At 35.4% G+C, this 13,413-nt stretch carries 12 protein-coding genes; 9 read left to right on the forward strand and 3 right to left on the reverse strand.

Annotated elements, in window-relative coordinates; all coding sequences use genetic code 11:
- Positions 1-11: 11 nt before the first annotated feature.
- Together D9842_RS05060 and plsY are read right to left on the reverse strand one after the other, a co-directional pair.
- Positions 12-299, reverse strand: a complete 288-nt coding sequence (locus D9842_RS05060; protein ID WP_121661558.1) for a HesB/YadR/YfhF family protein — start codon at positions 297-299, stop codon at positions 12-14.
- A 138-nt stretch (positions 300-437) separates the two neighbouring features.
- Complete coding sequence (gene plsY, locus D9842_RS05065; protein WP_098798273.1) at positions 438-1,022, reverse strand: glycerol-3-phosphate 1-O-acyltransferase PlsY; 585 nt, start codon at positions 1,020-1,022, stop codon at positions 438-440.
- 219 nt (positions 1,023-1,241) lie between these two features.
- On the opposite strand from plsY, the gene D9842_RS05070 reads away from it, so the two are divergent.
- From D9842_RS05070 to parC, 3 genes are all read left to right on the forward strand, one after another.
- Complete coding sequence (locus D9842_RS05070; RefSeq protein ID WP_121661559.1) at positions 1,242-1,655, forward strand: CoA-binding protein; 414 nt, start codon at positions 1,242-1,244, stop codon at positions 1,653-1,655.
- Between the two features lie 265 nt (positions 1,656-1,920).
- Positions 1,921-3,888, forward strand: coding sequence for a DNA topoisomerase IV subunit B (gene parE, locus D9842_RS05075; RefSeq protein WP_121661560.1), 1,968 nt, complete (start codon positions 1,921-1,923; stop codon positions 3,886-3,888).
- A gap of 3 nt (positions 3,889-3,891) precedes the next feature.
- Positions 3,892-6,330, forward strand: coding sequence for a DNA topoisomerase IV subunit A (gene parC / locus D9842_RS05080; RefSeq protein WP_121661561.1), 2,439 nt, complete (start codon positions 3,892-3,894; stop codon positions 6,328-6,330).
- Between the two features lie 693 nt (positions 6,331-7,023).
- On the opposite strand, the gene D9842_RS05085 is transcribed toward parC, so the two are convergent.
- Complete coding sequence (locus tag D9842_RS05085; protein WP_121661562.1) at positions 7,024-7,377, reverse strand: hypothetical protein; 354 nt, start codon at positions 7,375-7,377, stop codon at positions 7,024-7,026.
- A gap of 265 nt (positions 7,378-7,642) precedes the next feature.
- Here D9842_RS05085 and D9842_RS05090 point away from each other — a divergent pair, with 265 nt between their 5' ends.
- The 6 genes from D9842_RS05090 to D9842_RS05115 all read left to right on the forward strand — a co-directional run bounded on the left by D9842_RS05090 (position 7,643) and on the right by D9842_RS05115 (position 13,404).
- Positions 7,643-9,259 (forward strand): ABC1 kinase family protein, encoded by a 1,617-nt coding sequence (locus tag D9842_RS05090; protein WP_121661563.1) that lies wholly within the window; start codon positions 7,643-7,645, stop codon positions 9,257-9,259.
- Between the two features lie 153 nt (positions 9,260-9,412).
- Positions 9,413-9,898 (forward strand): DUF2243 domain-containing protein, encoded by a 486-nt coding sequence (locus tag D9842_RS05095; protein ID WP_121661564.1) that lies wholly within the window; start codon positions 9,413-9,415, stop codon positions 9,896-9,898.
- A complete protein-coding gene (locus D9842_RS05100; protein WP_121661565.1) occupies positions 9,888-10,673 on the forward strand; it encodes a cytochrome c oxidase assembly protein in 786 nt (261 codons plus the stop codon). The genes D9842_RS05095 and D9842_RS05100 overlap by 11 nt, the downstream gene beginning before the upstream one ends.
- A 114-nt stretch (positions 10,674-10,787) precedes the next feature.
- Entirely contained in the window at positions 10,788-11,414 is a 627-nt protein-coding gene (locus D9842_RS05105) for an ABC transporter ATP-binding protein (protein WP_121661566.1), read from the forward strand.
- Positions 11,414-12,196 carry an ABC transporter permease gene (locus tag D9842_RS05110; protein WP_121661567.1) on the forward strand — a complete coding sequence of 261 codons (783 nt, stop codon included), beginning with the start codon at positions 11,414-11,416 and terminating at the stop codon, positions 12,194-12,196. Before D9842_RS05105 ends, D9842_RS05110 begins: the two co-directional genes overlap by 1 nt.
- A 146-nt stretch (positions 12,197-12,342) precedes the next feature.
- Positions 12,343-13,404: a flavin-containing monooxygenase gene (locus tag D9842_RS05115; protein ID WP_257536048.1), complete on the forward strand. Its 1,062-nt coding sequence runs from the start codon at positions 12,343-12,345 to the stop codon at positions 13,402-13,404.
- The last annotated feature ends 9 nt before the right edge of the window (positions 13,405-13,413 follow it).

Here is a 13,413-nt window from a genome sequence, read left to right on the forward strand (position 1 = left end):
TATTTATAGCTTTAGTTATAGTGAAAAACAGGTTCATCAGCTTCTTCATCTAAAACTACATCTAAGTCATGATCATCGAAATACCATAAGTCTCTATTTTCAACATAAAATGTAATACCTTGGCTCTCTACACTTGAACCAATTTCCTCAGGTTCTTGTTTGACGACCCCTAGTGAGAAGCCTTTCTGAACATTGCTACATCCACCATATCGTACGAAAAAGTGGACTTTATCACCTTTTTGAAGTTGCAATTCATTTATATACCAGCTTACGGCTTTATCTTCTATTGTAATCTTCATCAATAACACTCCTTTTTCACCTACAAAATGCACTTTTTATTATAAACTAGAAAAGATAATAGAGCTAATAATCATGATTAAGCATGATCAAGTAAGAAAGACCAATCTAAAATTAGGATTGGTCTTTTATACTTACTTTCAGAGCCATTTTACTTTTGGCTCTGTTTTGTTCAAAATCCTTTTAATATTCGCACGGTGACGATATACGACAAAGATCGTTAGAAGTGAAATAACGATAATGAGTGGAATATCCTTCGTGAAAATGCTGTATACGATTCCGTATACACCTGCAAGCATAGAGGAAAGCGAAACATACTTAGAAATATATAAAACAATAAAGAAGAATGCTAGCATCGTGATGAACATAAGTGGTACATAGCATAATAAAACACCACCAGAAGTAGCAACAGCTTTTCCGCCTTTAAATTTTGCAAAAATGGGATATGTATGACCGATTACAGCAACTACACCTACTAGAAGCGGATGTAACCCATGTATATTAAATAAGTCTGGTAAAGCTGTAGCAAGCGTACCCTTAAGGATATCAGCACTTGTCACAATAATTCCTGCTTTTATACCAAGTGTTCGAAATGTATTTGTACCACCGAGGTTACCACTACCATGTTCACGAATATCAATACCATAACCTAGTTTTCCAACTATAAGGCCTGACGGAATGGAACCAAGTAAATAAGCTAAAATAAATATTAGGACTTCAATCATGTTTGTACTCCTTTGCATAATCTTCTTATATTCTATCATGAGGAAAAGATAAAATCTCCATGAGAGAATAAAAAAACCTAAAAACTCTCATGTTAAAGTTATATAAATGACCATTATAGTATAAGAAATATAAATTATTATCATTCAGTATTTATTGTACATATCATTTGTTAGAGGCGAATGAACTTGATATGATTAAGTAAAAAGGAGCTGGAAAAGATGGCAATAGAATTTCCAACTAGAGATGAGATTGGACAAATTTTAAAAAATAGCAAAAAAATTGCAGTTGTCGGGTTGTCGGATAATCCAGAACGTACTTCATATATGGTTAGTAAGGCAATGCAGGATGCAGGTTATGAAATTATCCCTGTAAATCCAGGTGTAGATGAAGTACTTGGACAAAAAGCAGTTGCAAACCTAACGGATATAAAAGAACATATCGATATTGTAAACGTTTTTAGACGTTCAGAACACCTGCTTGATGTTGCAAAAGAATTTTTACAAATTGATGCTGATGTTTATTGGGCTCAATTAGGGCTTGAAAATGAAGAGGCCTATCATCTTCTAAAAGAAAACGATAAAACAGTTATCATGAATCGTTGTATTAAGGTTGAGCATGCTATGACAAAGTAATATAAGAGTATTATGAAAAAATCCTTGTAAAAACAAGGATTTTTTCCTTTATTACACGAATAATGTTTCCTAAAACCAATTTACCATATACAATAAAGCATGGATATAAGGTAAATTGTAGTCATAATCAGCATTAAAAACTTTTACTTGATTTTCTTTTGCTTAGTGGGGGTTGTCGATCTGCAAATTATTGTATAAAATACTAAAACATGCGTTCTAACTAAGAATAGGATTTATTGTGTGTCATTGAAAGGGGTTTAGTCGCTTGGGTAAGAAGCAACAGTTTGATTATAATGATGATGCTATTCAGGTCCTTGAAGGGCTAGAGGCCGTTAGAAAACGTCCTGGAATGTACATCGGTAGTACAGATAGCCGAGGCTTGCATCATCTCGTATACGAAATCGTCGATAACTCTGTGGATGAAGCCCTAGCTGGTCACGGAGATCATATAATTGTCAAAATACATAAAGATAATAGTATTTCTGTACAAGATAAAGGTCGAGGTATGCCAATTGGTATGCACAAGCTTGGCAAACCAACTCCTGAGGTTATTTTAACCGTATTACATGCAGGAGGTAAGTTTGGTCAAGGTGGTTATAAAACAAGTGGTGGTTTACATGGAGTAGGTGCATCTGTAGTAAATGCACTTTCTGAATGGTTAGTCGTAACAATCCAGCGTGATGGATTTATATATGAGCAGCGTTTTGAAAATGGAGGTAAACCAGCTACCACCCTTGAAAAGAAAGGGAAGACAACTAAAACTGGAACACGAATTCATTTCAAACCTGATCCGGTGATGTTTAGTACAACTACGTATAACTTCGAAACTTTAAGTGAACGTTTACGTGAGTCGGCTTTTCTTTTGAAAGGGTTTAAAATTGAGCTAATTGATCAACGCAACGACAACTCAGAGATATACCATTATGAAACGGGTATTGAAGCATTTGTCACATATTTAAATGAGGAAAAAGATGCTTTACATCCAGTTGTCTCATTTGAAGGTGAACAAAACGGCATTGAAGTTGAGTTTGCATTTCAATTTAATGATGGTTACTCTGAAAATATTTTATCTTTCGTTAACAATGTTCGAACAAAAGATGGTGGAACACATGAGGCCGGTTCTAAAACAGCAATGACAAGAGCCTTTAATGAATATGCAAGAAAAACAGGATTATTAAAGGAAAAAGATAAGAACTTAGAAGGATCTGATATTCGTGAGGGATTATCAGCTATCATCTCTGTAAGAATTCCAGAAGAGCTTCTTCAGTTTGAAGGTCAAACAAAAGGAAAGCTTGGTACTAGTGAAGCAAGATCTGCTGTAGATGCGATTGTGTCTGAAAATCTTTCCTACTTTTTAGAAGAAAACCCTGATTCTGGTACTTTACTTGTTAAAAAAGCGATCAAAGCATTTCAAGCAAGAGAGGCAGCGCGCAAGGCACGTGAAGAAGCACGTAGCGGTAAAAAACGTAAGCGTTCAGAAACAACTCTTAGTGGAAAGTTAACACCTGCTCAATCTCGAAACCCACAAAAAAATGAGCTGTATTTAGTTGAGGGTGATTCTGCAGGTGGATCAGCAAAACAAGGAAGAGACCGCCGCTTTCAAGCAGTACTTCCTTTACGTGGTAAGGTTATCAATACAGAAAAGGCAAAGCTTGCAGACATCTTCAAAAATGAAGAGATTAATACAATTATTCATGCAATTGGGGCGGGTGTAGGTGCTGACTTTACAGTTGATGATGTGAATTATGATAAAGTTATTATTATGACAGATGCCGACACGGATGGAGCTCATATTCAGGTTCTTCTTTTAACATTCTTTTATCGATATATGAAGCCATTAATTGAGAATGGTAAAGTATTTATTGCATTACCACCTTTATATAAAGTAAGTAAAGGATCGGGCAAAAAAGAAGTTGTAGAATATGCTTGGTCAGATGAAGAGCTAGACGGTGCTATAAAGAAAGTCGGAAAAGGATACATGATTCAGAGATACAAGGGTCTTGGTGAGATGAATGCAGACCAATTGTGGGAAACAACAATGAACCCAGAGTCAAGAACGCTTATTCGAGTGAAAATTGACGATGCTGCACGTGCTGAGCGTCGAGTTACGACTTTAATGGGGGATAAAGTTGAACCTCGTAGAAAATGGATTGAAAGTAACGTGGCCTTTGGTCTTGATGAAGAAACAAATATATTAGAAAATGAGCACTTATCGGTCGCAGAGGAGGTATAGAATTTGGCAGATTCAGTAGAGATTTTTCGAGATTTACCTCTTGAAGATGTGCTTGGTGACCGTTTTGGGCGATATAGTAAGTACATTATTCAAGATCGTGCGTTACCTGATGCACGTGATGGATTAAAACCTGTACAACGAAGAATTTTATATGCTATGCACGTTGACGGGAACACAAATGATAAAAACTATCGTAAATCAGCAAAAACAGTCGGGAACGTAATTGGTAACTATCATCCTCATGGTGATACATCAGTTTATGATGCAATGGTTCGTATGAGTCAGGATTGGAAAGTTCGTAATCTTCTTATCCAGATGCATGGAAACAACGGAAGTATAGATGGTGACCCTCCAGCCGCAATGCGTTATACAGAAGCAAGATTATCTGCAATCGCTTCTGAACTTTTACGTGATATAGATAAGGAAACTGTTGAGTTTGTTCCAAACTTTGATGACACAAGTAAGGAGCCTTTAGTGCTCCCAGCTATGTTTCCGAATCTACTCGTGAATGGGTCAACCGGTATATCTGCTGGTTACGCAACAGAAATTCCTCCACATCACCTAGGTGAAGTGATTGATGCTGTTATAAAACGAATGGAAAAACCAAATTGTACGGTTGATGAATTAATGACCGTGATTAAAGGTCCAGATTTTCCAACAGGCGGAATCATTCAAGGTGTGGAAGGTATAAAAAAGGCCTATGAAACAGGTAAAGGCAAGATTATTGTCCGTGGGAAAGCCGAAATTGAAGAAATTCGCGGTGGGAAACAGCAAATTTCAATTTCAGAAATTCCTTTTGAGGTTAATAAGGCGAATCTTGTTAAACGTATGGATGAATTTCGTATTGAGCGTAAGGTTGAAGGAATTGCAGAAGTACGTGATGAAACAGATCGTACAGGACTGCGTATCGTAATCGAGCTAAAAAAGGATGCTAATGCGGAAGGTGTCCTAAACTATTTATACAAAAATAGTGACCTCCAAATAACGTATAACTTTAATATGGTGGCGATACACAATCGTCGTCCGACGTTGATGGGTTTACCTTCCATTTTAGATGCTTATATTGGTCATCAAAAAGAGGTAGTAACAAACCGTTCGAATTATGAACTTCGTAAAGCTCGCGAACGTCAGCATATTGTTGAAGGTTTAATCAAAGCATTATCGATTTTAGATGAAGTAATTGCAACAATACGTGCTTCAAAAGATAAGCGTGATGCAAAGGATAACTTAATTCAAAAGTATGAATTTACTGAACCTCAAGCAGAAGCGATCGTTTCATTACAACTTTATCGATTAACGAATACAGATATAACGGCGTTAAGAAATGAATCAGAAGAGCTAGCTTTAAAGATAGAAGAACTATCAAGCATTCTTAATGATGAAAATGTTTTATTAAAAGTGATAAAGACCGATTTGAAAAAAGTGAAAAAAACATATGCAGATAACCGTCGTTCAGTCATTGAAGCTGAAATTGAAGAAATTAAGATCAATCTTGAGGTGATGATTGCCTCTGAAGATGTAATCGTAACAGTTACAAAGGACGGTTATGTGAAGAGAACGAGCCAACGCTCATATGCAGCATCAAACGGTCAGGATTTTGGAATGAAAGAGACCGACCGATTGCTTACTAAACTTGACATTAATACAACAGAAGTTGTGCTGTTGTTTACGAATAAAGGAAATTATCTGTACTGTCCTGTACATGAACTTCCAGACATCCGTTGGAAAGACCTTGGTCAGCATATAGCAAATATTATTCCAATTGAACGGGATGAAGAAATCTTAAAGGCAATACCTGTTAAAAATTTTGATGAACCTCTCTTTGTTACTTTCATTACAAAGCAAGGAATGGTGAAAAAATCAGAGCTTAGTCAATATAAAGCACAACGATATTCGAAGCCTTTAGTGGCTGTTAACTTAAAAGGTGATGACATTGTTGTAGACGTTCATATCACTAGTGGGAAAGATGATCTATTTCTTGTTACTCATTTAGGCTATGGATTGTGGTTTGCTGAAGAAGAAGTGAATATTGTAGGTCCACGTGCTGCAGGAGTTAAGGGGATTAACTTAAAGCCGGAGGACTATGTTGTTAGCGGAAATGTATTAAAGCCAGATCAAAAGGCATATTTAGTCATTGCAACTCAAAGAGGTGCAGTTAAGAAGATGTCTATCAATGATTTTGAGAAGTCATCTCGTGCAAAACGTGGTCTCATTATGCTTCGAGAACTTAAAAACAATCCTCATCGAATAGTTGGGGGAGCTATTGTTTATAAACAAGAAGAGTTCTTCTTGGAATCAGAACAGGGTGTTGTTGAAAGTATTAATGTGTCAACGCTACGGGCAAACGACCGATACAGCAATGGCTCATTTATCTTAGATGAACAAGATGCTGGTTCTGTAACCGAGGTGTGGATAAAAGACGCTGAGGAAAAAGAGAGCTAATAAATAAAGAGGGCTGACCAGATTGGTCAGCCCTCTCAGACTGTAGACAATCTCGATAAAAATTGGGCTTGCCTACAGTCTTTTTTTTGGCTTTAGGTGAAAGGGGGCCGTTGATTGCCGTTCCAGGCGCTTCGCTTTCCGCGAGGCTGGCGGTGAGCCTCCTTGTCGCCAAGCTCCTGCGGGGTCTAACCTGTCCAGCTGCTCCCGCAGGAGTCTGCGCGCCTTCCACTTCAATCAACAGAAACTTTAAACTTTATGTGCAGCAGTAATAAAACATACCTAAAATGGGCTTTATAGTGCATGAGGTGATGGAGATGTTATCAAAGAAGAGTTCAAACGCACGAGATCAATTAGAGATGGTTACCGTAGATCAGCTTGTTCCTTAAGGTCATTAGGTCCTTATGCTGGAGCTGGCATAGAATTCTCTCCCGGGTGTCTTTTCTAATAAAAAAGCCAACTCAAAGACAAAAAGGGTTAGGAATGTGACCATTCCAAACCCTTTTGTCTATAACCTGAAAGGGCTGACCAGATTGGTCAGCCCTTCATTACATTATTTTTTATTAAAATAATCTGTAAAAGCATGTAGGATTTCAATACCTTGATAGGTGAACAAACTAAGAGCAGTAATTGAAAACAGAACAACAGGAATCATTCTTAACCAAAACATCATTTATAAAACCTCCAATTTTGTTTTTATGCTAATAAGGTTGGTTTCAATAAATGATTTTTTGAAAAGTATGAGGATTGGTAATAAACAGCGTATAAAAATGGTCTTAATTGTTGTCTATGTGTTAACAATTGACCAAATAAAAACATTGCAAGAGCAATAATCAAAACAATGTAAGCTGTATCTACTGAGCGAAATAGGTCAAAGTGCTTTTGATCTTCCTCGACAATCAGTACTCCGGCAGTTGCTTCATTCTCAACAGCAATTATTTTTCCTTGATTTGTAGGATGATGATAAATCGTAGACATTGAAACAAGTTGTAAGCCAGAAAGAGAGATTAATAGCACCATAAATGACTTTATCAGCAATAGATGTTTCAATTGTCTCACCCCTTTGCTGTTTGATAGATAATATCTTAAACCTTTTTTATTCAATTGAAAAGAGATTTGTTTGCCTTAAAAGGCCATTTTCTTTCGAATGAGAGTTGTAAGGGTTACCAAGAGGCATACTTACTTCAGTCATTCTTTGTATAAATTTTCCTTTAATAAAAGGAGTTTCTCTTTTTTTGTTGAATTAAGCGGAGAAAGATTAGTAGCTGATTTGCTGTGCTAAGGATTTTAACAATTAGAAAAAGAGGTTTATATAATGAAAATAAGAAGTAAGTGGAGTCGAATGTCAAAGGTTTTGTTATTATTTTTTTCAATATTTATAAGGATTTACTGGTTTAAACTGAGGAAAAAATCTGAACAAGAATGGGATTTGTTATGGGGGAAGATCGGCGAAGAGTTTCGAAAAACACTTTTTGAATTAGAGGGTTTACTTATAAAGGTTGGTCAAATTTTAAGTATTCGTGCGGATTTACTTCCTCATTCCTTTATAAAGCAAATTCAGGATTTAACGGATAAAGTACCTCCTTCAGAATGGAAAGAGATTAAAGCTGTGATTGAAGAAGAATGGGGATGCGAACTTAATAAAAACTTACTTTCAATTGAGAAAGCCTCAATTGCATCTGCATCAATAGGGGAAGTGTACCAAGCAGTTTTAAATAATGGAGAAAAAGTCGCGATAAAAGTACAAAGACCCCGGATTCAGTCTATTGTTTCAACTGATTTTCGCACATTAGGGATTATTATTTGGTTTGCGGATCGTTTTGTTCCGGTTCCTAAGGGGTTTATTAATTTTAAAGTGTTATATAAAGAATTAAAACATGTGATTGAACAAGAGCTCGATTTTCAAAAAGAAATGAAATCATTATTATTTTTCAAAGAAAGATTTAAAACAGATGATGATGTGAAAATTCCACATGTATATTCTGATCTTTGCACATCAAAGATTATCGTAATGGAATGGGTAGAAGGAATAAGGTTAACAAACGATAAAGCTCTTGAATCATTAGAATTAAGCCGTGAAGAACTCGCACAACGACTCCTTAAGGTGTTTCTTCCTCAATGGCTCGAGCCTGGAATATTTCATGCAGACCCACATCCGGGAAATATTCTCATTACTAAGGATGGACAAGTAATTTTATTAGATTTTGGAATGGTGGGGGAAATAACTAAAAAAGACGCCTCTTATTTTCAAAGTTTAATTGGCAGTATACTTGCAAAAGATTACTCTAAAGCAGTTGAATGCTTATCACAATTAGGATTTCTACATCCTCAAGCTGACTTTAGGACAATGGAAAAACTACTTGCTGAATTAGTTTCCTTTGATATAGCTGCTTTAAAAGAAACAGATTTAATTCAATTAAAAATGGAAATGAACGATATGATTCAAGCACTACCTATTCAAGTTCCAACAAGGTTTGTTTTTCTCGGTCGATCAGTTGTAACAATTGAAGGAATTCTTCGCCAAGTTGCACCTGAAGCAGAAATGCTAGAATTAGGAAGACCTGTTTTTATGAGGTGGCTACAAAAGCAGGGAAACAATAAGTGGTCGTTTCTCTGGCAATGGGCTCAATCTCAGCCTGTTTTTAAGGTTATACATACTGTAAATGAGTTTTTACAATTACCTCACAAATTAGAATCAATAAAAGAAAAGGAGCAGAGAAGACATTTCCAGTTTGTTATATATGAAAATAATAAAAAACGATTTTTTCAACTACTACTAATTGGGCTAATCGGATTCTGTTTTGGATTATATAGCGGACAATCTGTTCTTTGGCAATTATCTACAGCTATTGGGTTCATATCGATTATTGGGTTTTTCATTTGTAGTTTTAAACTGAAAAAATGGATGAAATATATGCAGGAACGAAAATGAATGAAGTTGCCATGTTTAAAAGTAAGAGTATACATTCGTCTAGAGTGTATACTCTTTTTATTTCAAGGATATTAAAAGGTGTATATAGGATTCCTTTTAATGGTTAAACTGTTTATCTGGATATATCGGTAGGTTTAATTGAGGAGGAAAAGGATGTTTTCTGATTTCAAAAAATATTTATCACGTAATCTATGGTCTGGTTTTTTATTTGGAATAGGCTTAGCAGCCTTTATTGATGAAACTGTGTTTCATCAACTTTTGCGTTGGCATCATTTTTATGATCGATCAACAACAGATGTTGGTCTAATATCAGATGGACTTTTTCATGCATTTAGTTGGTTTGCTACTATTTGGGGTTTGTTCCTGCTTGCCGATCTTCGAAGAAAACAAGGGTTTTGGTTTAAAAGGTGGTGGGGAGGTATGCTTGTAGGTTCAGGTGGATTTCAACTTTACGATGGGATTATTCAACACAAATTAATGAGAATTCATCAGATTCGCTATGTAGAAAATATCCTTCCATATGATTTGATTTGGAACATAATAGCCGCAATAATGATTTTAGTTGGCTGTATTCTTTTATTCCAAACAAAAAATCATGAGAAAAAAAGCAAGGGAATGGGTGCTACATATGAACAATAATCATAATCACCATTCAACTTGGGATACCCTTGATTTATACTTTATAATAGGATTTTGCTTGCTTCTTTTCATTTATGTTCTTGCAGCTGTATTTGCGAATCATAAAAATAGAAAGTGGCCCCTTTACCGAACAATATTTTGGATATTAGGTATTTTATGTGCTGCTATTTCATTGGTAGGACCTATTGCTAACCGAGCCCATTTCGATTTTACATTTCATATGATTGGTCATTTATTGCTTGGAATGCTTTCCCCGTTATTAATGGTCCTTGCAGCTCCAATATCATTAATGATGAGGGCATTGAGTGTAACAGCTTCCCGACGTTTGTCTCGTGTTTTAAGAAGCTGGCCTATTAGAGCGATTAGTGACCCAATCGCTTCTTCTTTGCTTAATATAGGTGGGTTATGGATACTTTATTTAACTGACCTTTACTCACTCATGCATCAGAATGTGTTTTTGCATTTGATCATACATATTCATGTTTTTTTGGCAGGTTATCTGTTTACGTCTTCCATGATATCGTTTGACCCAAACCCTCATAAAGCAAGTTTTACATATCGTGCTTGTGTCTTAATCAGTGCTCTAGCTAGTCATGGTATATTATCAAAATTAATATATGCTAATCCACCAGCTTCTGTTTCAAAAGTTCAGGCAGAGGCTGGAGCAATGTTGATGTACTATGGTGGGGATCTCATAGACCTTGTTCTTATTTATTTTCTTTGTTTAGAATGGTATAAAGCAACTAGACCAAGGGCAATTACAATACCTACGTAATGGAATTAGTTTTACGTAGGTTTTTTTGATAATTTCTACTTTTGGACTGAAAAAAGAAAAATATTTTACAAATCTCTAAATTTAGTAGATTATAGGTTTTATGGAGGTAGTGCAATGTTTACATTACAAAATATTCGTTACAAAGAAATATTAAATATTGAATCACTTAATATACCAGCAAATAAAGTGACTTTTCTTGTCGGAGAAAGTGGTGCAGGAAAATCAACATTATTAAAAATGTTAAATATCATGTTGTCTCCAGACCATGGTCAGATTTTTTATAAGAAAGAAAATATAGATGATCTTGATCCTATATATCATAGAAGAAATGTTATCATGCTATCACAACAACCGACGATATTTGAAGGAACAATTAGAGAAAACTTGAACAAAGGTCTTATTTTCGCAGGTGGAAAAGAAAAAGAAGATAAAGAGCTAAAGCAAGCACTAACTATTGTTTATTTAGAGAAAGATCTTGATGAAAAGGCTGATACCCTTTCAGGAGGGGAAAAACAAAGACTTGCGCTTGCACGAATTCTTTTGTTAGATGCGGAAGTTTATTTATTGGATGAACCGACTTCAGCCCTAGATGAGGTAACAGAAGAAATGGTCATGAAGAATTTTATCGAAATGATAAAGAAAAATAATAAAACAGCCATTCTTATTACACATTCTCAAAAGCTTGTTTCCACTTATGCTGAAAATGTTGTTACCTTAAAGAAAAGTGGGGGTGAGAGTTGATGGAGAATGTGATAAGAGATATTGAGCTGTGGAGGCTAGCTGCTGGATATTTATTTATTATATTATTGATTGCATTCGTTAGATGGAGAGGCTTAAATAGAGAAATCCGCATTATTGTTTCTACAGCAAGAATGACGATTCAATTAGTGCTCGTTGGGTACATCCTGACGTACATTTTTGAAGAGCCAAACCCTTATATCATCACGTTTATCGTGCTGTTTATGCTTACTTTTTCAATTATTAATACATATAAGCAGGTGGCAAAACCATTATCTAAAAAACTAAAACAAATTATTGCTCTCTCAATGACTGCCGGTTCGCTTCTTACGTTAATTTACTTTAATTTTGTTGTCATTCATTTTCAACCTTGGTATGAGCCTCATTATCTGATTCCAATAGCAGGAATGATAATAGGAAACTCAATGACAGGGATTACTCTTGGTGTGAAGAATTTAGTAGAAGGTATCGAAAAGGAAAAGCACTTAATTGAGGGTGCACTCATGTTAGGAGCTAAGCCTGAAGCCGCCACCAAGTCTGTTGTCAACTCTGCATTTGATTCAGCAATATTACCAACAATTAATAGTATGGTAGGTATGGGAATCGTTTTCTTACCAGGGATGATGACAGGTCAAATATTAGCCGGAATAAATCCAATCATAGCGATTGAATATCAAATTGCAGTTTTGCTCGGTATTGCTGGAAGTGTAGCTCTAACAGTCATGATTTTCACATCATTTGGTTATAAAACTTTCTTTAATGACCGTCAACAGTTTATTAAGTAGTAAAAGCTAATTATGCAGCTCTCGAAGCTGCGTAATTGGCTTTTTTGTTTACCAACAGTAAATGCTTTGAAAATATTATTGACAAATTCTACCTAGAAGAATAAATTATATATGATAATATGTTCATGTATTGTATGTAAGGTGTGATTACGATGATGTATGATGTTTTAATTATTGGTGCAGGTCAAGCGGGTCTTTCAATGGGGTATTTTCTTAAACAAAGTCATTTATCTTTTTTAATTATAGATAAGGAGCAAGAAATTGGAGATGTATGGCGGAAACGCTATGATTCTTTGGTTTTATTTACACCTAAAAGATACAGTTCTTTACCAGGTTTGATGATGGAAGGAAATGTAGATGAACTTCCAAAAAGAGACGAGGTAGTTGAGTATCTTAAAAAATATGCAACTACTTACTCTTTACCAATAAAACATGGTACCGAAGTGATTAGTGTTGAAAAAACTAAAAATATTTTTCATGTGGTAACAAATAGAGGAGAGTTGTTAGCAAAACAAATAGTAGTTGCTACAGGACCTTTTCAAACACCGAAAATACCTGAAATCTCTCAAAATCTAGATAAGAGCATTAAACAACTTCACTCATCTCAATATAAAAATAGTAATCAACTACAGGATGGGGCTGTTTTAGTGATTGGGGGAGGTAACTCTGGGACACAAATAGCCGTTGAATTATCGAAAACAAAAGAAGTATATTTATCTATTAGTCAAAAGCTGAAATTCTTACCGTTAACTTTTGCCTCTAAAAGTATATTTTGGTGGTTTGATAAATTAGGTATATTACATGCAAACCGTGACTCTTTTATAGCTAAAAAGCTTCAGCAGCAGGGTGATCCTGTTTTTGGGTATGAGTTAAAAGAATCAATTCAAAAAGGGAATGTAAGCTTAAAGCCTAGAACAAGAAATGCTGAACATTCGACCATATACTTTGAAGATGGAGATACTATAAAGGTGAAAAACATCATATGGGCAACAGGCTTTTGCTTAGATTATCAATGGATTAAAATAAAGGAAGCTTTTGATATGCAAGGAAATCCAAAGCATAAAAGAGGTGTTACTAGTGTTAGTGGATTGTATTTCTTAGGACTTCCATGGCAGCATAGAAGAGGATCAGCCCTATTGCTTGGGGTTGGAAATGATGCAAAATATCTATTTCAACAAATTATTGAAAACTTTGAGAAAAGTGTGTAGGAAGGGGAC

The organism is Metabacillus litoralis (assembly GCF_003667825.1).
In the GTDB taxonomy this organism is placed as follows: domain Bacteria; phylum Bacillota; class Bacilli; order Bacillales; family Bacillaceae; genus Metabacillus; species Metabacillus litoralis_B.